At 72.0% G+C, this 25653-nt stretch carries 21 protein-coding genes and 7 tRNA genes; 19 read left to right on the forward strand and 9 right to left on the reverse strand.

Annotation, left to right across the window (positions count from 1 at the left end; genetic code table 11):
* Positions 1-270: 270 nt before the first annotated feature.
* The 3 genes from nrdD (at position 271) to JOD48_RS11080 (ending at position 4866) form a co-directional block, all read left to right on the forward strand.
* The gene (gene nrdD, locus JOD48_RS11070) at positions 271-2535 is read left to right on the forward strand and encodes an anaerobic ribonucleoside-triphosphate reductase (protein ID WP_204809043.1); all 2265 of its coding nucleotides are present in this window, start codon (positions 271-273) and stop codon (positions 2533-2535) included.
* Between the two features lie 8 nt (positions 2536-2543).
* A complete protein-coding gene (nrdG, locus tag JOD48_RS11075; RefSeq protein WP_204809045.1) occupies positions 2544-3116 on the forward strand; it encodes an anaerobic ribonucleoside-triphosphate reductase activating protein in 573 nt (190 codons plus the stop codon).
* Positions 3117-3261: 145 nt separating this feature from the next.
* Positions 3262-4866, forward strand: coding sequence for a sialidase family protein (locus JOD48_RS11080; RefSeq protein ID WP_204809048.1), 1605 nt, complete (start codon positions 3262-3264; stop codon positions 4864-4866).
* 58 nt (positions 4867-4924) lie between these two features.
* Here JOD48_RS11080 and JOD48_RS11085 read toward each other — a convergent pair whose 3' ends face one another.
* Positions 4925-5281 (reverse strand): iron chaperone, encoded by a 357-nt coding sequence (locus tag JOD48_RS11085; protein ID WP_191790499.1) that lies wholly within the window; start codon positions 5279-5281, stop codon positions 4925-4927.
* 116 nt (positions 5282-5397) lie between these two features.
* Positions 5398-6084, reverse strand: coding sequence for a DNA alkylation repair protein (locus tag JOD48_RS11090; protein WP_191790500.1), 687 nt, complete (start codon positions 6082-6084; stop codon positions 5398-5400).
* Between the two features lie 251 nt (positions 6085-6335).
* On the opposite strand from JOD48_RS11090, the gene JOD48_RS11095 reads away from it, so the two are divergent.
* Both JOD48_RS11095 and JOD48_RS11100 read left to right on the forward strand, forming a co-directional pair.
* Positions 6336-7763, forward strand: a complete 1428-nt coding sequence (locus JOD48_RS11095; RefSeq protein ID WP_204809050.1) for a hemolysin family protein — start codon at positions 6336-6338, stop codon at positions 7761-7763.
* Positions 7760-8773 carry a hemolysin family protein gene (locus tag JOD48_RS11100; protein ID WP_191790501.1) on the forward strand — a complete coding sequence of 338 codons (1014 nt, stop codon included), beginning with the start codon at positions 7760-7762 and terminating at the stop codon, positions 8771-8773. Before JOD48_RS11095 ends, JOD48_RS11100 begins: the two co-directional genes overlap by 4 nt.
* A 152-nt stretch (positions 8774-8925) precedes the next feature.
* On the opposite strand, the gene JOD48_RS11105 is transcribed toward JOD48_RS11100, so the two are convergent.
* The 3 genes from JOD48_RS11105 to JOD48_RS11115 are packed head-to-tail and all read right to left on the reverse strand — an operon-like array spanning position 8926 to position 11189.
* Complete coding sequence (locus tag JOD48_RS11105) at positions 8926-9420, reverse strand: hypothetical protein (protein WP_204809052.1); 495 nt, start codon at positions 9418-9420, stop codon at positions 8926-8928.
* Between the two features lie 10 nt (positions 9421-9430).
* Entirely contained in the window at positions 9431-9970 is a 540-nt protein-coding gene (locus JOD48_RS11110; RefSeq protein ID WP_204809054.1) for a LytTR family DNA-binding domain-containing protein, read from the reverse strand.
* Between the two features lie 28 nt (positions 9971-9998).
* The gene (locus tag JOD48_RS11115; protein WP_204809056.1) at positions 9999-11189 is read right to left on the reverse strand and encodes a serine hydrolase domain-containing protein; all 1191 of its coding nucleotides are present in this window, start codon (positions 11187-11189) and stop codon (positions 9999-10001) included.
* Positions 11190-11422: 233 nt separating this feature from the next.
* Here JOD48_RS11115 and JOD48_RS11120 point away from each other — a divergent pair, with 233 nt between their 5' ends.
* Together JOD48_RS11120 and JOD48_RS11125 are read left to right on the forward strand one after the other, a co-directional pair.
* A complete protein-coding gene (locus tag JOD48_RS11120) occupies positions 11423-11869 on the forward strand; it encodes a MarR family winged helix-turn-helix transcriptional regulator (RefSeq protein WP_191792087.1) in 447 nt (148 codons plus the stop codon).
* Positions 11870-11964: 95 nt separating this feature from the next.
* A complete protein-coding gene (locus JOD48_RS11125; RefSeq protein ID WP_204809058.1) occupies positions 11965-13410 on the forward strand; it encodes an MATE family efflux transporter in 1446 nt (481 codons plus the stop codon).
* A gap of 117 nt (positions 13411-13527) precedes the next feature.
* Here the strand turns inward: JOD48_RS11125 and JOD48_RS11130 are convergent.
* The 3 genes from JOD48_RS11130 to JOD48_RS11140 form a co-directional block, all read right to left on the reverse strand.
* A tRNA-Val gene (locus tag JOD48_RS11130) sits at positions 13528-13599 on the reverse strand.
* A 182-nt stretch (positions 13600-13781) separates the two neighbouring features.
* Positions 13782-14651, reverse strand: a complete 870-nt coding sequence (locus JOD48_RS11135) for an aminotransferase class IV (protein ID WP_204809060.1) — start codon at positions 14649-14651, stop codon at positions 13782-13784.
* A gap of 4 nt (positions 14652-14655) precedes the next feature.
* Positions 14656-15924, reverse strand: coding sequence for a chorismate-binding protein (locus JOD48_RS11140; protein ID WP_204809062.1), 1269 nt, complete (start codon positions 15922-15924; stop codon positions 14656-14658).
* Positions 15925-16128: 204 nt separating this feature from the next.
* Between JOD48_RS11140 and JOD48_RS11145 the strand changes: the two genes are divergently transcribed.
* The 9 genes from JOD48_RS11145 (at position 16129) to JOD48_RS11185 (ending at position 19245) form a co-directional block, all read left to right on the forward strand.
* Positions 16129-16200, forward strand: a tRNA-Gly gene (locus tag JOD48_RS11145).
* 33 nt (positions 16201-16233) lie between these two features.
* A tRNA-Cys gene (locus tag JOD48_RS11150) sits at positions 16234-16304 on the forward strand.
* A gap of 47 nt (positions 16305-16351) precedes the next feature.
* A tRNA-Val gene (locus tag JOD48_RS11155) sits at positions 16352-16426 on the forward strand.
* Positions 16427-16787: 361 nt separating this feature from the next.
* Positions 16788-16859, forward strand: a tRNA-Gly gene (locus tag JOD48_RS11160).
* A 33-nt stretch (positions 16860-16892) separates the two neighbouring features.
* Positions 16893-16963: transfer RNA gene (locus tag JOD48_RS11165), tRNA-Cys, on the forward strand.
* A gap of 47 nt (positions 16964-17010) precedes the next feature.
* Positions 17011-17085, forward strand: a tRNA-Val gene (locus tag JOD48_RS11170).
* A 386-nt stretch (positions 17086-17471) separates the two neighbouring features.
* Positions 17472-18452, forward strand: a complete 981-nt coding sequence (locus JOD48_RS11175; protein WP_204809064.1) for a hypothetical protein — start codon at positions 17472-17474, stop codon at positions 18450-18452.
* A gap of 129 nt (positions 18453-18581) precedes the next feature.
* Positions 18582-18905, forward strand: coding sequence for a DUF2277 domain-containing protein (locus tag JOD48_RS11180; RefSeq protein WP_204809066.1), 324 nt, complete (start codon positions 18582-18584; stop codon positions 18903-18905).
* A gap of 37 nt (positions 18906-18942) precedes the next feature.
* On the forward strand, positions 18943-19245 hold the full coding sequence (locus JOD48_RS11185) for a hypothetical protein (RefSeq protein WP_307824104.1): 303 nt from the start codon (positions 18943-18945) through the stop codon (positions 19243-19245).
* Positions 19246-19327: 82 nt separating this feature from the next.
* Here the strand turns inward: JOD48_RS11185 and JOD48_RS11190 are convergent, their stop codons facing one another.
* Entirely contained in the window at positions 19328-19561 is a 234-nt protein-coding gene (locus JOD48_RS11190) for a hypothetical protein (protein WP_191792081.1), read from the reverse strand.
* A 288-nt stretch (positions 19562-19849) separates the two neighbouring features.
* Between JOD48_RS11190 and JOD48_RS11195 the strand changes: the two genes are divergently transcribed.
* From JOD48_RS11195 to JOD48_RS11205, 3 genes are all read left to right on the forward strand, one after another.
* Positions 19850-21607 carry a SulP family inorganic anion transporter gene (locus JOD48_RS11195; RefSeq protein WP_204809068.1) on the forward strand — a complete coding sequence of 586 codons (1758 nt, stop codon included), beginning with the start codon at positions 19850-19852 and terminating at the stop codon, positions 21605-21607.
* Positions 21608-21673: 66 nt separating this feature from the next.
* Entirely contained in the window at positions 21674-23944 is a 2271-nt protein-coding gene (gene glgX, locus JOD48_RS11200; protein ID WP_204809071.1) for a glycogen debranching protein GlgX, read from the forward strand.
* The gene (locus JOD48_RS11205) at positions 23941-25641 is read left to right on the forward strand and encodes an alpha-amylase family protein (RefSeq protein WP_204809073.1); all 1701 of its coding nucleotides are present in this window, start codon (positions 23941-23943) and stop codon (positions 25639-25641) included. Before glgX ends, JOD48_RS11205 begins: the two co-directional genes overlap by 4 nt.
* Positions 25642-25653: the final 12 nt, after the last annotated feature.

The raw sequence follows: 25653 nt of genomic DNA on the forward strand, positions 1-25653 counted from the left end.
TGCGCTGCCCACCCTGCCCGGTCTACCAGGCTTCGCAGCGACTCGACAGCCGGGTCGCTCACCTGCATCGCCCCCGCCGGAGCAGCGGACCCAAAGGTCCTCCCCACGGGTGACCAACGTCCCGACCTCAGGGAGGAAGGTCCCGGCGCGCCCGAGATTGGCCACTACATGTGGGATTGCACGGGTGTAATTGCTACTACATCTAGTAGTCATCGGCGCCCCCTCCTGCCTCTGCAGGCACGGGGCGTCCCGCAGAGAGGTTGTGGTCGCATGGGCCTGGTCGGGGTCGAGCAGGGCGAGGACGTCACGTCGGGGGCGACGGGCGCTCTCACGGTGCTCAAGCGTGACGGTCGAGCGCTCGCGTTCGACGACGCCCGGATCCGCGCGGCGCTCCGCAAGGCCTACGAGGAGGTCCACGGGGCCGCGACGCCGTTCCACGAGCGCGCCCTCGACGCGGTCCTCGACCGGGTGGTCGCCGAGATCTCGGTGCGCTTCACGGACGTGGTGCAGATCTACGAGATCCAGGCCGTGGTCGAGCACGAGCTGCTCGCCTCGCGCGAGTACGACGTGGCCCGCGCCTACATCGACTATCGCGTCCAGCGGGACTTCGCGCGCAGCCGCTCGACCGACCTCAACCACTCGATCGTGGGGCTGATCAGCAAGGACTCGGCGGTCGTCAACGAGAACGCGAACAAGGACTCGGACGTCTTCAACACCCAGCGCGACCTGACGGCGGGCGCGGTCGGCAAGGCGATCGGTCTGCGCATGCTGCCCCCGCACGTCGCGAACGCCCACCAGAAGGGCGACATCCACTACCACGACCTCGACTACCACCCGTACGCGCCCATGACGAACTGCTGCCTGATCGACTTCCGGACGATGCTGTCCGAGGGGTTCCGCATCGGCAACGCGCAGGTCGAGCCGCCCCGCTCGATCCAGACCGCGGCCGCGCAGATCACGCAGATCATCGCGAACGTCGCCTCGAGCCAGTACGGCGGTTGCTCGGTCAACCGGATCGACGAGCTCCTGGCCCCGTACGCCGAGCTCAACTACGCCAAGCACCTCGTCGAGGCCGAGCACTGGCTCCCCGACGCCTCGACGCACGACGCGTACGCGCGGGCCAAGACGGCCAAGGACATCTACGACGCGATGCAGAGCCTCGAGTACGAGATCAACACGCTGTTCACGTCCAACGGGCAGACGCCTTTCACGTCGGTGGGCTTCGGGCTGGGCACGGGCTGGCTCGAGCGTGAGATCCAGCGTGCGATCCTGCAGATCCGCATCAAGGGCCTGGGAGCCGAGGGGCGTACCGCGATCTTCCCCAAGCTCATCTACACGTTGCGCCGCGGGGTCAACCTGGAACCGGGCGACGAGAACTACGACCTCAAGGAGCTCGCCGTCGAGTGCGCGACCAAGCGCATGTACCCCGACGTGCTGAGCTACGACAAGATCGTCGAGCTCACGGGCAGCTTCAAGATGCCCATGGGCTGCCGCTCGTTCCTGCAGGGGTGGCGAGACGCGGACGGCAACGACGTGGTCGAAGGCCGCATGAACCTGGGCGTCGTGACGCTCAACCTGCCGCGCATCGCGCTCGAGGCCCGCGGCAGCCAGGAGGCGTTCTGGGACCTCCTGGAGGAGCGGCTGGCCACGGTCCGCGACGCGCTCGTCTACCGCGTCGAGCGGTGCAAGGAGGCCGTCCCGGGCAACGCCCCGATCCTGTACGTGCACGGTGCGTTCGGTGAGCGGCTCGCGCCGGACGACGACGTCGACCAGCTCTTCCGCGACGGGCGCGCGACCGTCTCGCTCGGGTACATCGGGCTGTACGAGGTCGCGGCCGCGTTCCACGGCGGCGCCTGGGAGACCGACCCGGAGGCCAAGGAGATGACGCTGCGCGTGCTGCGCACCCTCAAGGAGCACACGTCCGCGTGGACGGCCGAGCACGGCTACCAGTTCAGCGTCTACTCGACCCCGAGCGAGAGCCTCACGGACCGGTTCGCGCGGCTCGACCGGGAGAAGTTCGGGGTGGTGGCCGACATCACCGACAAGGAGTACTACACGAACAGCTTCCACTACGACGTGCGCAAGGACCCGACGCCGTTCGAGAAGCTCGACTTCGAGATGGACTATCCGCAGTACGCGTCGGGCGGCTTCATCCACTACTGCGAGTACCCGGTGCTCCAGCAGAACCCCAAGGCGCTCGAGGCCGTGTGGGACTACGCCTACGACCGCGTGGGGTACCTCGGCACGAACACCCCGATCGACCGCTGCTACGCGTGCGGGTACGCGGGCGACTTCACGCCGACGGCGCGCGGCTTCGCGTGCCCGGGCTGCGGCAACACCGACCCGCGTACGTGCGACGTCGTCAAGCGCACGTGCGGGTACCTCGGCAACCCGCAGCAGCGCCCCATGGTGCACGGGCGGCACGTCGAGATCTCCTCGCGCGTCAAGCACATGGCGGGGGCCGTGAGCCTCGGTGACCTCGACCAGCCGGGGTCACCGGGAGACGCGGGCGACGTCGGCACCGCGGAAGGCTGAGGGCCGTCGTGCCGCGGGACCCGCAGCCCGGCTGGCTCGCCGAGCGTCTCAGCCGGGGTCACGTCGCGGACTACAAGCCGTTCGTGTTCGTCGACGGCGAGGGCGTGCGGTGCAGCCTGTACGTGAGCGGGTGCCTGTTCGCGTGCGAGGGCTGCTTCAACGAGGCGACCTGGAGCTTTCGCTACGGCTCCCCGTACACGGACGAGCTCGAGGAGCGGATGCTCGCCGACCTCGCGCACGAGTCGGTGCAGGGCCTGTCCCTGCTCGGCGGCGAGCCGTTCCTCAACACCGGCGTGTGCCTGCGCATCGTGCGGCGCCTGCGTGAGCAGCACGGTCGGAGCAAGGACGTGTGGTGCTGGACCGGCTACACGTTCGAGGAGCTGAGCGCGGGGTCGGACGACAAGCAGGACCTGCTCGCCGAGCTCGACGTCCTGGTCGATGGTCGGTTCGAGGTCGCGCGCCGCGACCTCACGCTCCCGTTCCGCGGGAGCACGAACCAGCGGGTGCTGTCGGTCCCGGCCTCGCTCTCCGCGGGCCGCGCGGTCCCGTGGTCGCCCGCGCGCGAGGCCCGCTCCGCCTGACGGGCCCAGACGGCGTCGCGCACCTTCCGCGCGGAGGTGCGCGACGCCGTCGGGCGGGGTCCTCGAGGCCCCTCGACGGGCGAGCACGCGGACTCGCCGCCCGGTGGAGCTTGGTCCTGGGCGCGGGCCGGGGTACATCTAGGGGATGCGCACGAACCCCCACGAAATCACCCATCAGGTGCTCGCCGCCCGCGGCGTCGGCGGCCACCGCCAGTACCGCATCCCCGCCCTGGCCGTCTCGACGCGCGGCACGGTCCTCGCGGCGTACGACGGGCGACCCAACCTCGACGACCTGCCGAACACGATCGACCTCCTGGTCCGGCGCAGCCTCGACCACGGGCGCACGTGGGGTCCGCAGCAGGACGTGCGCGTCGGTACGGGGCTCCAGGGCTTCGGCGACCCGAGCCTGCTCGTCGACAAGGTGACGGGGCGGATCTTCTGCTTCCACGCCGCGGGGACCCACGCCGGGTTCTTCGAGGCGGTCGAGGGGCTCGAGCCCGAGGACGACGTCCAGCACGTCGACCTGTCGTCCTCCGACGACGACGGCCTCACCTGGTCCCACCGGCGTATGACGGCCTCGCTCAAGCCGCAGGGCGTCACGGGGCTCTTCGCCGCGGCCGGCGCCGGGATCCAGCTCGAGACCGGACCGTACGCGGGGCGCCTGCTCCAGCAGATGGTCCTGCTCCTGGGCGGGGAGATCCGCGCCGCGTCGGCGTACTCGGACGACCACGGCGACACGTGGACGCTGGGCGAACCCACGGGGCCAGGCGCCAACGAGAACAAGGTCGTGGAGCTGCACGACGGACGCGTGCTCCTGAGCTCGCGCGCCAAGGGCTGCCGGGTGCAGGCCGTCTCGACCGACGGCGGCCACTCCTACGGGCCGTTGACGCCCGTGCCGGACCTGCCCGACCCGAGCGACAACGGCAGCATCCTGCGGCTCGGGGCCGTCACCGACGCGGCCGCTCCCCTGCTCGTGACCAACAACCGCGACGCCGACCTGCGCCGCAACACGGTGCTCAGCGTCTCGCACGACGAGGGCACGACCTGGCGGCCCGCGCTGACGATCTGCGCGGGCTCGAGCGCCTACTCGACGGGCACCGTGCTCGGCGACGGGTCGCTCGGCGTGCTCTACGAGCGCGCCGGGTACAGCGAGATCGTGTTCGCCCGCGTCGACGCCGATGCCCTGTCCCCCGCCGCCCTCGCCGACGCCACCCGGACCTACCAGGACGACGACGGCGGCGCCTTCACCGTGGTGCTGCGTTCGATCACCCCCGGGCGTCCCGCCCAGTGGGTCAGCGTGGGCGCGTCGCACGTCATCTCGGCCGAGGGCGGCGACTGGGGCGTGCACACCTGGAAGGAGATCGGCCAGGGGTACGACGGCGACCAGGTCCTCGGCACGCGCGAGGCGCAGGACGTCAACTACGGACCGGCCGCGCCGGGGCTGCGCGCGGGCGACATCCTGGCGTTCACCGGGCGCTTCCGGCACCGTGGCACGGAGCCGGTCACGGCTGCGTTGAGCGGGACCTTCGACGGGGACGTCGCGGCCGACTTCCCGGCCGAGCGCCTGGCGCCCGGCGAGGACGCCCTGTACTTCACGCCGACCTACACCGTGACCGCGCAGGACGTCGCTGCGGGCTTCGTGGTCGTGAGGTGCGCGGTCCAGGCCGGCGACGACCGCTTCGAGCGGGCGTTCCGCGCTGACTGCGTGACCGGGGAGGTCGTGCCGGTCGAGGAGAGCGTGGCGCGGTAGCGGCGCCTTCGCGGGCCTGACGCCTCAGGGGCCGACCGGCTGATCGGCCCCTGAGGCGTCAGGCCCCCGCTTCCTGGCGCGACGCGCGCGCGAGGCGTTCGACCAGATCGTCCGGGATCGGCTTGCGGGGCGAGAAGGTGACGCCGGTCTTGGTCGCCCTGAAGCCCGCGGCAGCGATCTCCCCGGCATGCTCGGAGATGGCACCCGGAAGGACGTACAGCCCGCACTGCTTGCTGAACGCCGCATAGCCGGCGACGACCGAGCCGCCGATCGTGAACCCCGGCATGTCGTACGCCACGATCTCGTCCGCGTCCGGCAGGGCACCGGCCAGGAGAGCGCGCAGCCGTCTCAGCGAGGGCTGGAACGCCTCGGGCGCTGCGGCGATGTAGGCGTCGTGGTCGGCTGCCGTCGTCATGGGTCGCCTCGTTCCTGTCTTCTCGTCGTCACGATCGTGCTCCACACCCTGCCCGACGGCGGCCCGCGGCCTCGCGCGCCAGGTGCGCTCCGCCGTCGGGCCCGGGGCGGGAGGCGCTACGCCGTCGTCTGGCGCCGGACGATCTCCGCGATCCACGTCGGGGCGAAGGGCGACGTACAGCCCGGCGGCGTCGGGTAGTCCTTGAGGACCTCGAGCCGCTCACCGATGCCGACCGCACGGTCGCGGAGCTCGGGGTGGTGGATGCCGATGGTCGCGAGGCACTCGTTCATGGCCCACTGGAGGCGCTCGGGCGCGTCCTTCATGTCGGCCTCGACACGGTCGAGGAGCCCGGGCAGGTCAAGGCCCTCGGGGGACTTCGCGACCCGGGCGGTCGTCAGGGCCCACCCAGCGCTCTGGACGACCGGGTCGGGGTCGGCGAACCACGCGGTGCGCAGAAGCTCGACGTGCGGGCTCTTCTTGACGACGTAGCTCACGAGCCAGCCGTGCACCTTGGGGACGCGCGCGTCACGCAGCATGGCGTCGAGCTCGTCGGCCGACCAGTCCTTGGGGCGGCAGACCAGGATCGCGACGAGCCGCGCCGCGGTGTCGCCCGTCTCCCAGAGCTGACCCGCGAGGTCGTGCTGCGTCCCCCGGGACTTCGCGACCGCGCGCAGCCTGGTGAGGTTGACGCCGTGGTCGTCGCCGTGGCGTTCGTTGACCGCACGGATCTTCGGGTCCTCGAGGGCCCTCAGCTCGGCCAGCACGTCGCTGACGGTCGCCTCTGCCACGGCCTTCGTCGCCACGTCGCACTCCTCGGTCCGGTCGTCGGTCGTCGCTCACACCCTACGTCGCCGGTCCCCCTGCCCCCCGAGCCCCCCTGCACGGAGCACGGGCCGGCGGCAGGGAGAATAGGAGCGAGATTCCGGGAACGCCCGGGCGCGCTTCCGCGTTGACCTGTCGGAATCTACCCGCGATCTGAGAGAGACATGGACGCAGACAGTACGAACCCCCTTGTGCCGGCCACCGATGCTGCGACGAGGGGGTGCAGGTTCTGATGTGGGTGTTGACACTGCTGCTCGGCGTCGTCGTGATCGTCGCGATCACGGCTGTGACCGGCTACTTCGTCGCCCAGGAGTTCGCGTACATGGCCGTGGACCGGTCGCGCCTGAGTGCGCGTGCCGGCACCGGGGACGCCGGCGCCAAGCGCGCCCTGGCGGTCACCAAGCGCACGTCCTTCATGCTCTCGGGCGCCCAGCTCGGCATCACGGTGACGGGGCTGCTGGTCGGCTACGTCGCCGAGCCGCTCGTCGGTGAGTCCCTGGGTACTGCCCTGGGCGGGGTCGGTGTACCGACCGGCGTGGGCATCGCCGTGGGCACCGTCCTGGCGCTCGTGTTCTCGACGTTCGTCCAGATGATCTTCGGCGAGCTGTTCCCCAAGAACCTCGCGATCGCTCGCCCTGAGCCCGTCGCCCTGTGGCTCGCCCGTTCGACGACCATCTACCTCGCCGTGTTCGGGTGGCTCATCAAGATCTTCGACCAGGCCTCGAACCTCCTGCTCAAAGCCCTGCGGATCGAGCCTGTCCACGACGTCGAGCACTCGGCCACGGCCCGTGACCTCGAGCACATCGTCGCGGACTCGCGCCAGAGCGGCGACCTCCCCGCCGAGCTCTCCGTGCTCCTGGACCGCATCCTGGACTTCCCCGACCAGGACGTCGAGCACGCCATGATCCCGCGTGCCCACGTCGACGTCGTGCACGTCGACGACACCCTCGCCGAGGTGCGTGCCCGCATGGCTGCCGGTCACTCGCGCTACCCCGTGCTGACCGACGACGACCAGGTCGTCGGCGTCGTCCACCTCGTCGACGTCCTGACCACCGCGCACCGCGACGAGGTCCAGGCCCGCAGCTTCATGCGCCCCGTGGTCGTGATCCCGACGGCGATGAGCCTGCCCGACGCGCTGCGCGAGCTGACCGAGACCCACAACCAGCTCGCGTGCGTGATCGACGAGTACGGCGGCTTCGCGGGCGTCCTGACGGCCGAGGACCTGGCCGAGGAGCTCGTCGGCGAGATCACCGACGAGCACGACCCCGCGACGCCCACCATCGCCCCCCGGGACGACGACGGGATCTGGGTCATGCCCGGCGACACCCACATCGACGAGGTCGAGCGTGCGATCGGCCGCGACCTGCCCCGCGGCGACTACGAGACGATCGCAGGCCTCGTGATCGACCACCACGGATCGCTGCTCGAGCCCGGCGAGAGCATCGTCGTCCAGCTCCCCCTGGACCCCGCCGACCTCGCCCTGACCGACGAGCCCGAGCCGGCCTGGATGCGCGTCGACGTGGTCGAGGTCGAACGACACGTCCCGTCCCTGGTCCGCGTGATCTTCCCGACCGACCACCAGCCGCCCGCCACGCCCGAGCCAGACCCCGCCACGACGCCCGAGGCGTCCGAGGCCCAGACCGAGGAGGGTGACCGATGAGCAACCCCTGGGTCGTCGTGGCCATCACCGTCGTCATCATCGCGCTCAGCGCGTTCTTCGTCGCCGTCGAGTTCGCGCTGCTCGCCGCCAAGCGGCACCGTCTCGAGGACGCCGCCCCCAACAGCCGCTCGGCGCGCGCCGCGCTGCGCAGCTCGACCGAGCTGACCGTGCTGCTCGCCGGGTCCCAGCTCGGCATCACCGCCTGCACGCTGGCGCTCGGCGCGATCACCAAGCCGGCCGTCCACCACTGGCTCACCCCGGCCTTCGAGGCGTGGGGCGCACCGCTGTGGGCTGCGGACGTCGCCGGTTTCGTCCTCGCGCTGATCATCGTGACGTTCCTGCACCTGGTCGTCGGCGAGATGGCCCCCAAGTCCTGGGCCATCGCTCACCCCGAGACCTCGGCGACCCTGCTCGCCATCCCGATGCGCGGCTTCATGTGGCTGACACGCCCCCTGCTGACCGGGCTGAACAACATGGCGAACTGGTGCCTGGTCAGGGTGGGCGTCGAGCCGACCGGCCAGGTCGCCTCCGGGCAGAGCGCAGACGACCTGCGCCACCTCGTCGAGCACTCGGCGAACGTCGGCGCCCTGGACCCGTCCTACTTCGCCCAGCTCTCCGGGGCGCTGGACCTGCAGACCCTCACGGTGGGCGACCTGCTCGCCGACAGCGGGAGGCCGACGAAGGTGCCGCTCGACGCCACGGTCCGCGACGTCCAGGAGGCCACGCGCACGTCGGGCCACCTGCGGATCCTGCTCGGCGACGGCTCCGCGGTCTCGGGCGTGGTGCACGTGCGCGACACGCTCGACGTCGCCGAGGACAGCCCCGCGGCCGACCTCATGCGGGCGCCCTTCACCCTGGGGACCTCCGTCCCCGTCTACGCGGCCCTGGCCCAGATGCGCGAGACCCGCAACCACCTGGCCGTCGTGACCGACGGCGCCACGGTCGCCGGGGTCATCACGCTCGCCGACGTCATGGCGCGCCTCTTCCCCCGGGAGACGGTCTCGGCCTGACCCCTGCGGCGGCCCGCACCGTTCGAGCCCGCGCTCCCGACGACGGCGCCCCACCTGGTCGAAGCACCGGGTGGGGTGCCGTCGTTCCCGGGTGCGGCGCCGTCGTCGGGCCGTCGTCGGGCCGTCGTCGGGCCGCCGCCGGGCAAGGGGCGTCACTCCGCCTCAGGCAGTCGTCCTGACGCCTCGTCGACCACCTGCGGGTCGAGCGGGGCCTGGCCGAGCGACGCCTGCATCCTGCGCAGCCGCGCCCTCGTCCAGCGGAAGACCAGGTAGTCGGCGACGTTCGCGACGACGACGATCGCCAGCACCAGCCCGACGACGGGCCACCAGCCCCGTGCACCGCCCTGCGACCCGGAACCCCAGCCCGTCCCGGCGGCCAGCCCCACGAGGCCCAGCATGATCGCGGCCGTCGTCACGAGCGCGATGAGCCCGTTGAGGAGGAAGTACGTGCGGGGGCGAGCGAGGCGGATCGGCAGCAGCGACGTGAGCCACTCGGTGACCAGCCCCACGAGCAGCCCGATGCCACCGCTGGCCAGCACCGTGAGCGCCCACATCCCCGGGTCCCCCGCGCCGGCGTTCGCGACGAGCATCACGACGCCGATCCCGAGGCCGAGGAAGAACGAGTTCACGACGTTCCGGAAGTTCATGCGTCCCTCCTCACATCTTCAGCGCGCTGCGCAGGCGCTTCGCGTAGGTCTTGGACACTTCCAGCTCGGTGCCGCCGGTCAGTCGGAGCACGTAGCGCGAGTTGAACCAGGGCACGATCTCGGTCACGTGCAGGAGGTTCGCGAGCTGTGACTTGTTCACGCGGAGGAACCCCAGCCCGGCCCAGGCCGACTCGTAGTGCGCCAGCGTCTCGCGCACCCGGTAGCGGCCGGTGGCGGTGCACGCGACGATGCCCTCGGCAGCGGCCTCGAAGTAGCGGACCTCGCGCGGGGCGATGACCGTGAACGACGTCCCGCTCTGGCCCGTGAGCATGCGTGGCGGGCCCGTGGCCGCGTCCCGCAGCCCTGGCGCGAGCGTCCGCACGACCTCGACGTGGTCGAGCGGGTCGAAGATCACGGCGGGTCTGCCCGTGGGGACGTCGAAGCCGCGCTCGACGAGGGCCCATCCGTCGCCGTCCGCGGGGATCCCGACCGCGGCGAGCTCCCGACGGAGCCTCTCACCCACCGCCGGTGAGCAGACCAGCTGCACCATGGATCGTCCTCGCCCCGTCGTGGACCCACTAGTCCTTCAGCCGGTCGACCAGCAACCGGACCTGCACGAGCTCCTCGATCGCCTTCTGGCGGTAGTCGAGCGAGCCGAAGTTCGCGATGTAGTACGTGTCGCCGCTCGGATCGTACAGCGCGTACGTCCCGGTGGCGCCGACCGCGCCGTGCACGTCGGGCATCGCGAACAGGAGCGGTGAGAGCTCCGAGAAGCGGAGCTGCATCACGCCCATGCCGTAGCCGATGCCCTTGTCGAGGTCGTGCTCGAAGGTCGTCAGGCCTGCGAGCGTCTCCTCCGAGACGAGGTGGTTGCCCGTCAGAGCCCGCAGGAAGAGCAGCAGGTCGTCCATCGTGGTCACCACTCCCCCGCCCGCCCAGTCGACCGAGAGCGCGTTCCGCCGACTGATGTCGACGCCGTCGGCCGTCAGGGACAGGATGTCGGTACCCTCACCGAACTCGGACAGGAGATAGCTGTCGGCCATGCCGAGCGGGGTGAACAGGCGGTCGTCGAGGACCTGCGCGTAGGGCGCTCCCTCGATGCGCTCGAGCGCGAGGCCCAGCAGCACGTAGCCGGTGTCGGAGTACGCGAACGTCTCACCCGGAGCGCCGACCGGTTCTTGGTGGTCACGCGAGAACGCGATGAGCTCCTGGGGCGTGAAGAGGTGGTCGGGGTCGGCCGCGACCTGCTCCAGGACCGGCGTGCCCGAGGTCACCGGCCCTTCGAAGTAGTCGGCGGCGCCCGACGTGTGCGACAGGAGCTGCCCCACCGTCACCTCGGACGCGTGATCGGTGCCGTCGACCACGAACAGTCCGTCGAGCGTCTCGGCGTCCAGCCAGGGCGCGACCGGGTCGTCGAACGTGAGCGTGCCCTCGTCGACGAGCTGCCCGTAGACGGTCGCGAGCATCGTCTTGCCCACGCTCGCCGAGTGGTACGGGCTGTCGGTCCGCGCAGGGACGAGACTGCCTGACCGCTCGGTGCCGACCGCGTACTGCAGGAGGCGGTCCTGCGGCCCCGAGTACACCGTGAGCAGCGCACTGGAGAGCGTCGGTTCCTCCTCGACCGCGGTGCGCAGCCGCTCCTCGACGGCCTGGTCGACCTGTGCCCGCGACAGCGGACGGTTCGCGTAGGCCAGCGCCCCTGCTCCGGCCAGGAGCAGCGCCGTGACGCCCCCGGTGATCCCCCAGGCGATCTTCCCGTGCCGTCTCATAACTTCTCCTCGTGCGCTCGTCGAGCGTTCCCGGCGGAGCGCTCGGTGACACGGCGAACGTACGGAGGGGGCAGGGCGCCGGGGAACGGGCTCGGGCCGAGAGGTCGTCGAGGCGGGCTGAGTGGTCGTCGGGGAGAGGTCACCGTCCGGCGGGCTGCCGACGCTGGCGGGAACCGTGCCGACCGTTACTTCGATGGTTGACAGTTAGGCCTCAAACCATTAGCGTTCTAATCATGAGCGAACAGGGCATCGGACTCACCAGCAGCCTCGAGCTCGTCCGTTGGATCGGATGGGCTCAGCGCAAGGTCGGCGAGGAGTGGATCCGCGAGCGCGATCTCAGCCACGAGCAGGCCTTCGTGCTCGGGTACCTGGTGCAGAACCCCGGTGCGATCCAGCGCGACATCGCAACGGTCAGCCGGACCAGCGCGGCGAGCGTCTCGAGCCTCCTGCAGGGGCTCGAGCGCCGCGGTCTCATCGAGCGCCGCACGCAGAGCGGTGACGAACGCCGCAAGCGTGTCTTCGCGACCCCGGCGGGGACCGAGCTCATCGCCGGCTTCGACGTCGCGATGGCCGAGGCCGACGAGACGATCCTCGCCCCGTTGACCCCCGAGGAACGGGCCACCCTGCTCGCCCTGCTCACGAAGATCACCGCAGAGCTGCCGCAACCCACCCGCTCGTAGCCGGAGGGGCGCTGCGCCCCTCACCGACCACCCCGTCCAACCCGCCGCGTCGGCGTCCGCCGCCGCGCGCTCGAACCTGCCCGAAAGGAGCCGTCATGACCTCCAGCACCCTCGAACCCACGGTGCCGACGGACGACGTCGGCACCAACCACTGGTACCTCGCGTCCGCGCCCGTCGTCCGCGCCCTGGTGCACCTGTGCGTGCCCATGGCGGCCGCGATGATCGTCGGCGCCGTCTACAACGTCGTCAACGCCGGATTCATCGGCTCGTTGCACGACAGCGCACTGCTCGCGGCGGTCACGCTCGGCACGCCTCTGCTCGGGCTCGTCATGGCGATCGGCGGCGTGTTCGGCGTCGGCGGCGGCGCGCTCGTCTCCCGGATGCTCGGCGCGGTGGACCGCGACCCGGCACAGACCGACGAGATCAAGCACGTCTCGTCGTTCGCCGTCTGGGGATCGGTGATCGCCGGGGCCGTCGTCGGCGGCCTCGGCCTGCTCCTGCTACACCCCCTCGTGTCCCTTCTCGGCGCGGACGCCGCCGCCGCGCCCGCGACGAAGGCCTACGTGGGCGTCATGCTCGCCTTCGTGCCGGTGCTGACCGCGGCGTTCTGCCTCGAACAGCTCGTGCGCGCCGAGGGTGCCGCCCGCCAGGTGATGATCGGCCTCATCGGCTCCACGATCGCCAACGTCGTGCTCGACGTCCTGCTCATCCTCGTGCTGCACCAGGGCGTCGCCGGCGCAGCGGTCGCGATGAGCCTGTCGAACCTCGGCCTCGTCGCCTACTTCGCCCTCTGGCTGCACCGCAACAGCGAGCACATGAGCCTCGCGCCGCGGTGGTTCACGCTCTCGCCCGCCGTGCTCAAGCCCGTCTTCGGCGTCGGTGTGAGCGAGCTGCTCCAGGCGTCCTTCCTGATCGTGACGTCCCTGGTGCTCAACAACCTCGCCGTCGCCTACGGCGACAGCGCGCTCGGGGCCATGGGCGTCGCGGTCCGCATCGCACAGGTGCCCGAGTTCCTCGTCATGGGCGTCACGCTCGGCGTCCTCCCGCTGCTCGCCTACGCGTACGGCAAGGGCGACCGGAACCGCCTCCACTCGGCCGTGCGAGTCTCCGCGCTCGCGGTGGGCGGCATCTCGCTGGTCTCGGCGGCGACCGTGCTCGCCTTCCGTGAGCCCCTGTTCTCCGCGTTCTCGGCCGACCGCTCGATGCTCACGATCGGCGTCACGATCCTCACGGCGCAGCTCGTCGCGATGGTCATGAACGGGTTCACAGGGCTCCTCACCTCGCTCTTCCAGGCCACGGGGCGCGCGACCCCGGCGATCGTGATCTCGTTGGCGCAGGGCGTCCTCTTCATCCCGATCGTCATCCTCGGGAACCTCTGGTTCGGGCTCTCGGGCATCGTCTGGTCGCTGACGGTCTCCGAGTCGGCCGTGCTCCTCGTCGCCGTCGTGATGTGGCTCGTGTCCCGCCGGGCGATCGATCGCGGGCTCGCCACCGGCAGCGCAGAGCGCGCCGAGCAGTCGCTCGCACCCGCTGCGGCCTGACCGGGTCTCCGCCTGGGCTCGTGAACCGCCAGCCGCGGGAGAGACCCGTCGTGGACATCCCGCGACGCAGAAGGCCCCCGGCCAGCGTTTCCGCTGGCCGGGGGCCTTCTCCTTCGGTGGGCGATACTGGGTTCGAACCAGTGACCTCTTCGGTGTGAACGAAGCGCGCTACCACTGCGCCAATCGCCCGCTGCGACTGAACCTTCCGGTCCGGCCGTGCGTCCTGGAAGATATTAGCCGTATTTCGACCCAGATCGCGAACTGGCCTCCGGAGCGGCCTCCCGGCCCGTCGCGACGGGACTCCCCCAGCGTAGCGCTGCGGGGTCCGCAGCGGCTGGATTCCGGGCCTCACCAGCCCATCGACCCTCCCGTCACGGGTCCATGCGCTCCCGCCGACGCCGGTCGAACAGCTCGCGCGCCGCGAGCGACAGCTCCCCGGCGCGCACGGGGGCGCCGTCGAGCGAGACCACGGGCTGGATGTTGCGCACGCTCCCCGCGAGGGCGAGGCCCATGCCCGAGGAAGCTCCGCCGTCGGGCCCCGTGGCCACGACCCGGTCGAGGACCGAGAACGGGAGCGCCGCCTCCCGGACGGGCAGCCCGTCCTCCGCGGCCCACTCCAGGAGGAGCTCGCGCGTGATGCCCGCCAGGCAGCCCGACGAGAGCGGGGGTGTCACGAGCTCGCCGCCGACCTCGACGAGGACGTTCGCACCCGTACCCTCGCACAGCTCGCCGACCGTGTTGGCGAGGATGGCCTCGTCGCCGCCGCGTGCGACGGCGTCGGCGAGCGCGACGACGTTCTCGGCGTACGAGGTCGTCTTGAGCCCGGCCACGGCCGAGCGCTCGTTGCGCACCCAGGGCGAGCGGACGGCGCGGGACGTCGGGCCGGGCGACGCGGGGCCTGCGGCGATGACGATCGTCTCCGCGCCGTCCTCGCGCCCCGAGCCCAGCGGCCCGAACCCGCCCGTGACCGTGATGCGCAGGCGCCCCGCGCTCTCCCCGGCCGCGGCGAGGACCTGCGCGACACCGTCGCGGACGCGCGCCTCGTCAGGCTCCGGCAGCCCCATGCCGGCCGCGGACCGGCCCAGGCGCCGCAGGTGACGTGTCAGGGCGAACGCCTGCCCGCCGTACACGGCGCACGTCTCGAAGATCCCGTCCCCCACGGTCACCCCGTGGTCGAGCGCGCTCAGCGCGCGCTCCCGCGGCTCGACGAAGGACCCATCCACCCACACGACGATCGACATGACCTCAGTCTGCCGCAGGCTCGCCCGTCGCCGCAGACCCGCCCGACGCGAGCGCGACGAGCCGCGCGGCCTTGAGCTCGGTCTCCTCCCACTCCTCCACGGGGTCGCTCCCCCACGTGATGCCCGCGCCGGTCCCGAACCGCAGCTCGCCGCCGGTCCACCAGAAGGTCCGGATCCCGACGGCGAGCTCGGCCTCTCCCGTGGCGCCGTCGACCCAGCCGACGGCCCCGCAGTACGGGCCGCGGGGTCCGCGTTCGAGCTCGCGGATGATCCGCAGCGCCGACGACTTGGGCGCCCCCGACACCGACGCGGGCGGGAACGTCGCATCGAGCACCTGCCCCCACAGGCCGCCCGGAGCGTCCTCGTCCACGGTCACGCACCCCTGTACGCGCGAGACCAGGTGCACGAGGCCCGGGTGCGCCTCGACGGCCAGGAGGTCGGTGACCTCGACCGAGCCCGGCGCGCTCACGCGCTGCAGGTCGTTGCGCACCAGGTCGGTGATCATGACGTTCTCGGTGCGGTCCTTCTCGCGCAGGCCGTCGACCGTGGGCGCGGTGCCCTTGATGGGCCCCGACGACAGCACGCCGTCCTCGAGCCGCAGGAACAGCTCGGGCGAGGCCGTCACGACCCACACGGGGTCGACGCCGCTCGCCGCGGGAACCTGGATCGCGCCCGCGTACGGGGCGGGGTTGCCGGCCGCGAGGATGCGGGCGAGCGCCCGGGCGTCGGGCTCGCGGTCCCCTGCGGGCAGGGGCGCGGCCAGGACGCGGCAGATGTTCGCCTGGTAGACGTCCCCCTCGTGCACGGCGTGGCGGACGGCCGCCACGGCGGCCTGGTACTCCTCGCGGGACAGCGAGCTGCGCCAGGCGTCGGGCGCAGGCCCGCACCAGGCGCCCTCCCCGCCCGACGGCGTCGCGTCCGCGGGCAGGTCGGCCTCGGTCCTCCCGTGGTGGGCGAAGCGCCACGCGCGGGCCCGACCGCCGTGCGCGGGGTCCTCGAAGTCGGCGACGACGAACCAGAGCCCCTCCGCCAGGCGTGCGGAGTCGACAGCGAGGTCGATGCACTCGACGACGCCTGCGCCGTGACGGCCGGCGAACGATGCGAAGCCGGCCCCGGTGACGGCAGGTGCGTCGACGGCGAGGCCGGTCGGCCGGGCTGTGCTCGGAGTACGGGCCGCACGGGCCGTCTCGTGGTCCCCGTGCAGGTCAGAGGGCCGGGGTGCGGGCCGTTCGTCCGCCTCGCGCGGGGCCTCGAAGCGTGACCCGCGCCTCATTCGCCCCACCTGCCCCGCACCGACGGATCGTCAGGAAGCCGCGGAACTTCGCGGGTCCTGGGGTTCTGGCATCGCTGAGCTGGCACGTGACAACGCTACCGATCCCCGAGGGGCGGCCCGTCCGGTTGGACGCCCGGCGCTTCGGTCCACTAAAGTCTGTGACGCGCCGAAAAACGCCGGAGAGATCCGGTCGAGGTCGGTCGCGCGGACGTGGCTCAGTGGTAGAGCATCACCTTGCCAAGGTGAGGGTCGCGGGTTCGAATCCCGTCGTCCGCTCGGATAGGTCTTCGGACCTGTCGGGTTCGACCTGGTGGAGTGGCCGAGAGGCGAGGCAGCGGCCTGCAAAGCCGTGCACGTGGGTTCGAATCCCATCTCCACCTCTCAGCACAGCAGTACCCCTTGCGCTGTTCTCTCGCAGACCAGCCCTGGGCGATTGGCGCAGCGGTAGCGCGCTTCCCTGACACGGAAGAGGTCACTGGTTCGATCCCAGTATCGCCCACCACACGAAGGCCGTCCCCCACCGGGACGGCCTTTTCTCATGCCCGGACCTTGGCGTTCCCCGTCGACGTGAGAGGGGTGCTTCCGTCCGAGACGGGCGTCCGCGACACAGCCCCGGAGACCCGTCTCGGACGCAACCACTCATCTCGCGAACCTGCCGGCGGCAGCCTCGCGCGGCGGGCCCGCGCCGGGCGAGCTCGACCGCGCCCCCGGACGCCCCCTTCACCCCCTCGCGGGGCCCGCGGCGCGCGAAACTACGCCCTCCAGCCCTCTCACCTGGGGCTATTTGGACTCTTGCCCCATCTGTCGGCTAGAGTCTGTGACGCGCCGAAAAACGCCGGAGAGATCCGGTCGAGGTCGGTCGCGCGGACGTGGCTCAGTGGTAGAGCATCACCTTGCCAAGGTGAGGGTCGCGGGTTCGAATCCCGTCGTCCGCTCGGATAGGTCTTCGGACCTGTCGGGTTCGACCTGGTGGAGTGGCCGAGAGGCGAGGCAGCGGCCTGCAAAGCCGTGCACGTGGGTTCGAATCCCATCTCCACCTCTCAGCACAGCAGTACCCCTTGCGCTGTTCTCTCGCAGACCAGCCCTGGGCGATTGGCGCAGCGGTAGCGCGCTTCCCTGACACGGAAGAGGTCACTGGTTCGATCCCAGTATCGCCCACCACACGAAGGCCGTCCCCCACCGGGACGGCCTTTTTCATGCCTGGGCCGCCACCGGTGTCGGCCCACCACGGACACCCACCGCTCGTCGCACCCGCCGAGGCCCTGGCCGCGGCCCTGGCCCTGGCCCGCCAGCATCCGAGCCCCGGCCCCTCCCCCGCGCGCAGCACGGCCTCCCGTGGGACGGTGTGACGCGGAGCACACCTGTCGACGACGCCAGGGCACGACTCCAGCACCGAAGCACCGAAGCGCCGAGCGCGGGCCACCCACCGGGAAGGGCACGCTCGGCGATCCACGGCCGCACGTGGGGGCACTGCCTGAGGAAGGACCTTCCTCAGGTCCGGTCGGCAGGGCGTCGCCCGGACGAGTCGAGCTACCGAGGAGCAGAACGTGACACCTGACCAGAGCAAGCCCGTCCCGCCGGGATGGGTCGGCGGGTTCGCCGAGTCGGACCCCGCTTTCGCCTACCCCGATCCCGACCTCACGTCGTTGCCGCTGCTCGAGAACATGGCGAACATCGACCTGCTCGATCGCCAGCAGGCGGTCCTGTGGCCCGAGTTCAGCTGGGAGACCGTCCTGGGGACGCCCGACTCCCGCGCGTTCCAGATGTTCGCCCCGGACATCTCGCGGGTCGGGTACACGAGCACGGGACGGGTGTACTCGGTCATCTGCCCGCAGCAGGGCACGTGCTCGCCGTCGTTCGGGACGCTCAACATCGAGGTCTCCGTGACGGGGCAGCGTGGGTGGGTCGACGAGCCGAGCAGGACGGTCGCGGCCGACCTGACGGTCGAGGGCAAGATCTGGTTCAGCCCGAGCGCCGCGCAGAGCCCCCTCGTCCAGCTCCTGTGGGACTTCTTCTCGACGACCGGTCGACCGTTCCCCGCCGACAAGGAGCACGCCATCCGCGTGCCCATCCACCGCCACGGCGAGCCGTCCGAGCCGGTCCTTCCCGGGCGCTCGGGCCAGACGGACTGGTTCCCGATCCCACCCTTCGCCCAGCACCACGACACGGCCTGGGCCGTCGCGAACCTGGCGGCGGAGATCGCGCCCGTCGCCCTCACGGGTGACGATCTCGTCGACGACTTCAACGAGCTCGTGATGTACGTGTTCAACCTGTCCTCGGGGAACCTGCTCGCGCCGGGCAACCTGCTGACGTGGAACGTCTGGTTCACCGAGCCCGCGCTCGTGGACCGCGTCGAGTGGCGTGAGCACGCCGAGAAGTGGCGGACGTCGATCGACGCCTGCCACGGCCCGGAGGGCAGCCAGCCGCGCTACTTCGACGGCCGGCCGTTCAAGCCCGACCTCGCAGCGGTCGCCTCCGAGCAGACGGCGATCGCCGCGTTCATCGAGAAGCACGTCCCGGCGACGTGACCCGTGCCCCTGGGGCCGTCTTCCCACGGGGCGGCCTCAGGGGGTGAGGGCCCCGGTGCGTCGTCCAGCCCGACGGCGGCGCGCTCCAGCCTCTTGAAGGTGCGGCGGGCGGGTCGTAGCGTCGGGAGCATGTGTCGAAACATCACCGCCCTGCGCGGGCTCGAGCCTCCGGCGACCGACGAGGAGATCCAGGCTGCGGCCCTCCAGTTCGTCCGCAAGGTCGCCGGTGTCCAGACGGTCAGCACCTCGACCCGGGGCCCGATCGACGTCGCCGTCGCCGAGATCGCTGCGACCGTCACGAGGCTCCTCGCGGACCTGCCCGAACGTCGCCAGCCGCCGAGCACGGTGCCGCCGCTGCGTCGGGCCGAGGTGCGCGCGCGGATCGCCGCCCGCGAGGCCGCCGAGGCCGAGCACGAACGCGCGCACGCCCTGGGGCTGGCCCACGAGCACTGATTCCGTCCGCGCGCCCGGCAGCGTCTAGGCTCGTCGGGTGGACTCCCGCGTCAACGAACCCGTCACCGCCGAGCCGGTCAGCGCCTCGATGCGCCGCGCCAAGGCCGAGGCGCGCACGTCGCACGTCACCATCGGCCAGGTCGGCCGCACGGCCGAGGGGCGTGTCACGATCGACTGCTCGTGCGGGATGCAGCTCACGAACGGCCCGGACTGGTCGCTCGACGAGCACATCCGGCTCCACCGCGCGGAGGCGCGCTACGTCGCGCTGAGCAAGGTCGCCCCCGCGGGCATGCCGCGTCTCGTCGCCGTCGACCGGGACCGGCTGCCCACGCTCGACTGACGGCCGCTCCCCCGCGTCGCGCGCGCGTCTCGTCGGCAATGCCTCACAGGCCGGCGGACCCAGGAGACCAGGCCTCGACGGGTCAGAGCTCGTCGGGGTCGTCCCAGGACCGTCCGCTCGACATGCCGTCGCTCGGCTGCCGTTCCGCCTCGGAGAGCGAGTGCGGGGCCTTCGAGGCGTCCCCGCCCTCGCGGACGTCGGCGTCCGCCTCGTCCTCGAGCCGGAAGCGGGTGCGGGGAGAGATGCGTGCGGACGAGACGTCGCTCTCGTTCAGGTCGACCGCGTCGGACGTGCGGTGCTCGCTCGTGCTGCTCATACCTCCGGTCTAGCAGGTCCGGCGGCCCGTTGCACGATCCCGCGCCGATGCCGGGCCGGCCTCGGGCCGTCCAGGCCGAGGCGGTGAGCCGCCTGTCTGCCGGGCTCCCGTGAATCGTCCCGCGCTTGGCACACTATTAGTGAACGGTGAGGTTCCCCCGCCGGACCGGTCCCCCAGGAAACCCGGCGCCCGTCCCACCAGGCCTCACGCAGCCCGACGACGGCGAGCGACGTCGTCGGGCACGGGCGCCGAGGCGCGCTTCCCCGCGTCGCGGGCGATACTCGGGCCATGACGGAGCCCGCACGGTCGCGCTCGTTCCCCGGCCTCTTCCCCACGCTGCGCGGCTACCACCTCGCCTGGCTGCGCACCGACGTCCTGGCCGGCCTGACCGCCGGGGCCGTGGTCGTGCCCCAGGCCATGGCCTACGCGACGATCGCGGACCTCCCCGTCCAGTACGGCCTCTACACGTGCATGCTGCCGATGGTCGTCTACGCCGCGCTCGGCGGGTCCCGCGCCCTGAGCATGTCGACGACCTCGACCATCGCGACCCTCGTGGCGACGTCGCTCGTCGGACTCTCGACGGTCAGCGGGGGCGGCGACTCCGAGGTGCGGATCCGCGCCCTGGCCACCCTGACCGTGCTGGTCGGGGCGATCCTGCTCGCCGCGCGCCTGCTGCGGCTCGGGTCCCTCGTCGAGAACATCAGCCATGCGACGCTCACGGGCATCAAGGCGAGCGTCGGCCTGACCGTCGCCGTGGGGCAGGTCCCCAAGCTGCTCGGCGCCGACGAGACGCTCCACGGGCACGGCTTCCTGCCCGAGGTCCGCGCGGCGGCCCACGCGCTCTCGGACGTCAACGGCACGACCGTGCTCCTCTCGCTCGTCTCGCTCGCCGCGCTCGTGGGCATCGGCCGGGCCTGGCCCCGCCTGCCCGCTCCCCTCCTGGTGGTGGTCGGCGGGATCCTCGCCTCGGCGTTCGGCGGCATCACCGAACGCGGCGTGTCCCTCGTCTCGCCCATCCCCGCCGGGCTGCCCGCGGTCGTCGTGCCCCGCCTCGGCGACGTTCCCCATCTGCTGCCCGCCGCCGCGGCCATCGCGATCATGGCGTTCCTCGAGTCGGTGGCCGTCGCGCGCGAGGTCCGCAACCGCAAGGAGGCACGGGTCGACCCCGACCAGGAGCTCCTCGCGGTCGGGGCCGCGAGCCTCGTGGGCGGGTTCACGGCGGTCATCCCCGCAGCCGGCGGGTTCAGCCAGTCGGCCGTCGCCCAACGCGCCGGGGCGCGCAGCCAGCTCGTGAGCGTCGTGACCGCGCTGCTCGCGGTCCTCGTGGCGCTGTTCCTCGCTCCCGTCCTGGACCACATGCCGGAGGCGACCCTCGGCGCCGTCGTGCTCGTGGCCACGCTCGGCCTCGTCGACGTCCGCGAGTTCCGCGCCCTGACCCGGTTCGACGTCTCCGAGCTGTGGATCGCCGTCGCGACCACGCTCGTCGGACTCGTCTCGGGCCTGCTGGCCGGCGTCGCCGCCGGGGTGCTCCTGACCCTGTTCATCGTGCTGCGCGACCTCGACCGCCCCCAGGTCGAGGTGCTGACGCGCGGTCCGGGCGGCTGGCACGTGACGACCGAGGCCGACCCCTCGGTGCCGGCCGGGCCCACGGCACCGACCGGCAGCCCGGCGACCGGCGACCCCCTCGTGCTGCGCCTGCGGTCGATGCTCTACACGGCCAACGTCCGCCCGACCCTCGAGCGCGTCCTCGCGCTCGTCCAGGCCGCGAGCGCCCGGACCGTCGTCCTCGACGCGAGCGCGATGGACTGGGTGTCCTCGACCGTCGTCGACGAGCTCGAGGGGCTCGACGACGAGCTCGCCGCGCACGACTGCCGCCTGGTCCTCGCGGAGGTCGACCCGGCGCTCGTCGGGCGGCTGCGCAGCTCCGACTGGTTCCGGGAGACCGAGGCGCAGGGGCGTGTGGTGCGCACGGTCGAGGACGCGGTCGCGCCGCCGGCAGCCCCGGGCAGTCCGCCTGTTCCTCCCGGTTCGTCCGCCGGGGCGTGAGCCGCCGCACACCCGCGGGAGCGTGCCGTGGGCGACAACACGCCCGCGGGATGAAAAGGTCGACCCATGCAGACCTGGCCAGGGCGACCGTATCCGTTGGGCGCGACCTTCGACGGGACGGGCACCAACTTCGCGCTCTTCTCCGAGGTCGCCGAGAGAGTCGAGCTGTGCCTGATCGGCGACGAGACCGACGCCGAGGGGCGCCCGCTGGAGACGCGCGTCGTCCTCGAGGACGTCGACGCGCACGTCTGGCACGTGTACCTGCCCGGGCTCGGCCCGGGCACCCGGTACGGCTACCGCGTCCACGGCCCGTACGACCCTGCGTCGGGCCTGCGGTGCAACCCGTCGAAGCTCCTCGTCGATCCCTACGCCAAGGCGATCGACGGGCAGGTCGACGGCGACGAGTCGCTGTTCTCGTACCGCTTCGGCGAGGTGCCGGACGGCGCCGCGGCCTCGGGCGGTCCGCTCTCCCCGGACGCGGCGACGGACGAGCCGGACGAGCCGGACACGGCCGCGCCTCCCACCCCGTCGGCGGCCTCGGACCCCGCGGTCCCGACCAACACCGAGGACTCGCTGGGCCACACCATGCTCTCGGTCGTGGTGAACCCGTTCTTCGACTGGGGCCACGACCGTCCGCCCCAGCACGACTACCACGACTCGGTCATCTACGAGGCGCACGTGCGGGGCATGACGATGCGCCACCCCGACGTGCCCGACGAGCTCCGCGGCACGTACGCGGGCATGGCGCACCCGGCCGTGATCGAGCACCTCACGGCGCTCGGGGTCACGGCGGTCGAGCTCATGCCCGTGCACCAGTTCGTGAACGACCCGGGGCTCGTCGCCAAGGGCCTGTCGAACTACTGGGGCTACAACACCATCGGGTTCTTCGCGCCCCACAACGGCTACACGGCCTACGGCACGCGCGGCCAGCAGGTCATGGAGTTCAAGGCCATGGTCAAGGCGCTCCACGAGGCCGACATCGAGGTGATCCTCGACGTGGTCTACAACCACACGGCCGAGGGCAACCACCTGGGGCCCACGCTGTCCTTCCGCGGGATCGACAATGCGGCCTACTACCGGCTGGTCGACGGCGACGAGGCCCACTACTTCGACACGACCGGCACGGGCAACTCGCTGCTCATGCGCTCGCCCCACGTGCTCCAGCTCATCATGGACTCGCTGCGCTACTGGGTCACCGAGATGCACGTCGACGGGTTCCGGTTCGACCTCGCGGCGACCCTGGCCAGGCAGTTCCACGAGGTGGACCGGCTCTCGGCGTTCTTCGACATCGTCCAGCAGGACCCGGTCGTGTCCCAGGTCAAGCTCATCGCCGAGCCCTGGGACCTGGGTGACGGCGGCTACCAGGTGGGCGGCTTCCCTCCCCTGTGGACCGAGTGGAACGGGCGGTACCGCGACACCGTGCGCGACTTCTGGCGCGGCGAGCCCGCGATGCTACCAGAGTTCGCGAGCCGCCTCACGGGCTCCTCCGACCTGTACGAGCACACGGGCCGCAAGCCCATCGCGTCGATCAACTTCGTCACGGCCCACGACGGCTTCACGCTGACCGACCTGGTCTCCTACGACGAGAAGCACAACGAGGCCAACGGCGAGGGCGGGGCCGACGGAGAGAACCACAACCGGTCGTGGAACTGCGGCGTCGAGGGCCCCACCGACGACCCCGAGGTCCGCGCGCTGCGGGCGCGCCAGCGGCGGAACTTCCTCGCGACGCTGCTCCTGTCCCAAGGGGTCCCCATGCTCTCGCACGGGGACGAGATCGGGCGCACGCAGCACGGCAACAACAACGGCTACTGCCAGGACAACGAGATCACCTGGATGGACTGGGGCGGCCCGGACGGGCTCGACGACGAGCGCGGCGACCTCCTGGCCTTCGCCCGTCGCATGGTCGGGATCCGGCGGGCGCATCCCCTGCTCCACCGCCGCCGCTTCTTCCAGGGCCCGGCCGGCACGCCCGACGGCGAGATCCCGGACATCGACTGGTTCGACATCTCGGGCAGCCGCATGGACACGACCGACTGGAACCAGGGGTACGCACGGTCCGTCATGGTCTTCCTGGGCGGGGACGACCTGCCCGAGCGCGACCGGCGCGGCGAGCCCATCGTCGACGACTCGTTCCTGCTGCTGCTCAACGCCTCGGACTCCCCGCTCGACTTCACGCTGCCCGATGCGGCGTACGGCGCGTCGTGGCGCACGCTCGTGCGCACCGAGTCCCCGGGCGAGCCCGAGCCGTCCGTGCACGCCGCCCGCGACCGGATCACGGTCGCGTCGTTCGCGACGGTCCTGCTGGTCCGGGAGGCCCGCGAGGTGCACGCCGCATGACGTCGCGCTACCGCAACATCACCAAGCCGCCCGACCCACCGCCGACGCTCACGGTCCCGGGGCCACGCCCCGTCGTGTGGGCCCCGCAGGCGCGCACGCTCGAGGTGGTCCTCCCGCTCGCGGGCGGGGTCACCCCCGACGACCAGGACCCCACGGGCACCCGGAGCGAACGGCGCCCCCTGCGCCTGGTCGGGATGGACCTCCCGGGCTGGTGGAGCGCCGACGACGACCTGGCCCCCGGCACCGACTACGCCTTCTCGGTCGACGGCAGCCGCCCCCTGCCGGACCCCCGCAGCCCCCGTCAGCCGCACGGCCTGCTGGGCTGGAGCCGCTCGTTCGACCCGACCTTCGCCTGGACCGACGACAGGTGGGCCGGGCCGTCGGCCCAGGGCGCGGTCCTCGAGATCGACGTCGGGACGTTCACGCCCGAGGGCACGCTGGACGCCGCCGCCGACCGGTTCGACGAGCTCGTCGACCTGGGCGTCGCGGTGGTCGAGCTGCACACGATCGGTTCGGTGGCGGGGGTCGTGTGCCCGCACCTGTACACGGTGTGCGAGGAGTTCGGGGGACCTCGGGCGCTCCAGCGCTTCGTCGACGCCGCCCACGCCCGCGGGCTCGGCGTCTCCCTCGGCGTGGCCTACCACCGTGCCGCGCCGGGAGCGGTCTTCCTCCAGTCGTTCGCGCCCTACCTGTCGCCCCAGCGGACGCGGCTGCGGCCGACGCTGACCAGATACCTCACGGGCCCGCCGGTCCCCGACGAGCCCGTGCCGCCGCCGGCCGACCTGCCGAGCGGGCGCAGGATCAACCTCGACCGCGCGGGCAGCCGCGAGGTCCACGACTGGATCACGTCGAGCGCCCGGCGGTGGTTCGACGACTTCCACGTCGACGTGCTGCGCATCGCCCGGGTCCAGGACCTCGCGGACGCCTCTCCCGTGCACGTCCTCGTCGAGGTCGCACGCACGGCCGACGCGGCGACGACGGCCCACCAGCGACCGGTCCGGCTCGTGGGCGAGTGCGACACGAGGGACCCGCGCCTGCTCGTCCCCGCCGAGCAGGGCGGCCGTGGTCTGAGCCAGGTGTGGGTCCACGAGGTCGAGGACGCGTTCCACGAGCTGCTCGTGCGCGCCCGCGAGACCGACCCGACGTGGTTCGGCTCCCTCAGCAGGCTCCTGACCGTCCCGGACGCCGAACGCATCATGGTCGGGCTCGCCCCTCCGGCCTGCACGGCCGCAGGGCACGAGGGTGACCACGGCACCACCGGCACCGGCGCCGCCAGCGCCGACGACGACGCCCGCGCCCTCGCCGCGGCGCTCGTCCTCGCCTCGGCGTTCGTCCCGCGTCTGGTGCTCCCCGTCTCGGCCCGCCTGCACGCGTGGTGGAGAACGCTGCTGGCGCTGCGCCGTGCGGTCCCCGACGACACGCCCCGCCTGGTGCACCGCGGCCCGAGCGGGGTCGTCCTGGTCCAGCGGGGCAAGCTGGTGACGGCGGTCAACATCGGGTCGCAGCCGCGCACCACGCTCCTGCCCGCCTCGCGCCGCGCGTGGCACGTGACCGCGCAGTGGCCTCCTCCCGACGAGGGGGCGCGAGCCGTCCGTCCGGCCGGCGCGTTCCCCGGCCCGGCCTCTCCCCCGGTCGCAGCGAGCGGGTCCTCGGTGCACCTCGGCGCCCGTTCGGCTGTCGTCCTCACGTCACGCTGACTAGTCTCGCCG

Origin of the sequence: Oerskovia paurometabola, assembly GCF_016907365.1 — a bacterium.
Taxonomy (GTDB): Bacteria; Actinomycetota; Actinomycetes; order Actinomycetales; family Cellulomonadaceae; genus Oerskovia; species Oerskovia paurometabola.

Bases quoted from the DNA above. Each gene is read 5' to 3' on its own strand.
- nrdD (WP_204809043.1), top strand. From the start codon at position 271: ATGGGCCTGGTCGGGGTCGAGCAGGGCGAGGACGTCACGTCGGGGGCG.
- JOD48_RS11080 (WP_204809048.1), top strand. From the start codon at position 3,262: ATGCGCACGAACCCCCACGAAATCACCCATCAGGTGCTCGCCGCCCGC.
- JOD48_RS11085 (WP_191790499.1), bottom strand. From the start codon at position 5,281: ATGACGACGGCAGCCGACCACGACGCCTACATCGCCGCAGCGCCCGAG.
- JOD48_RS11095 (WP_204809050.1), top strand. From the start codon at position 6,336: ATGTGGGTGTTGACACTGCTGCTCGGCGTCGTCGTGATCGTCGCGATC.
- JOD48_RS11100 (WP_191790501.1), top strand. From the start codon at position 7,760: ATGAGCAACCCCTGGGTCGTCGTGGCCATCACCGTCGTCATCATCGCG.
- JOD48_RS11105 (WP_204809052.1), bottom strand. From the start codon at position 9,420: ATGAACTTCCGGAACGTCGTGAACTCGTTCTTCCTCGGCCTCGGGATC.
- JOD48_RS11110 (WP_204809054.1), bottom strand. From the start codon at position 9,970: ATGGTGCAGCTGGTCTGCTCACCGGCGGTGGGTGAGAGGCTCCGTCGG.
- JOD48_RS11115 (WP_204809056.1), bottom strand. From the start codon at position 11,189: ATGAGACGGCACGGGAAGATCGCCTGGGGGATCACCGGGGGCGTCACG.
- JOD48_RS11120 (WP_191792087.1), top strand. From the start codon at position 11,423: ATGAGCGAACAGGGCATCGGACTCACCAGCAGCCTCGAGCTCGTCCGT.
- JOD48_RS11125 (WP_204809058.1), top strand. From the start codon at position 11,965: ATGACCTCCAGCACCCTCGAACCCACGGTGCCGACGGACGACGTCGGC.
- JOD48_RS11135 (WP_204809060.1), bottom strand. From the start codon at position 14,651: ATGTCGATCGTCGTGTGGGTGGATGGGTCCTTCGTCGAGCCGCGGGAG.
- JOD48_RS11140 (WP_204809062.1), bottom strand. From the start codon at position 15,924: ATGAGGCGCGGGTCACGCTTCGAGGCCCCGCGCGAGGCGGACGAACGG.
- JOD48_RS11180 (WP_204809066.1), top strand. From the start codon at position 18,582: ATGTGTCGAAACATCACCGCCCTGCGCGGGCTCGAGCCTCCGGCGACC.
- JOD48_RS11190 (WP_191792081.1), bottom strand. From the start codon at position 19,561: ATGAGCAGCACGAGCGAGCACCGCACGTCCGACGCGGTCGACCTGAAC.
- JOD48_RS11195 (WP_204809068.1), top strand. From the start codon at position 19,850: ATGACGGAGCCCGCACGGTCGCGCTCGTTCCCCGGCCTCTTCCCCACG.
- glgX (WP_204809071.1), top strand. From the start codon at position 21,674: ATGCAGACCTGGCCAGGGCGACCGTATCCGTTGGGCGCGACCTTCGAC.
- JOD48_RS11205 (WP_204809073.1), top strand. From the start codon at position 23,941: ATGACGTCGCGCTACCGCAACATCACCAAGCCGCCCGACCCACCGCCG.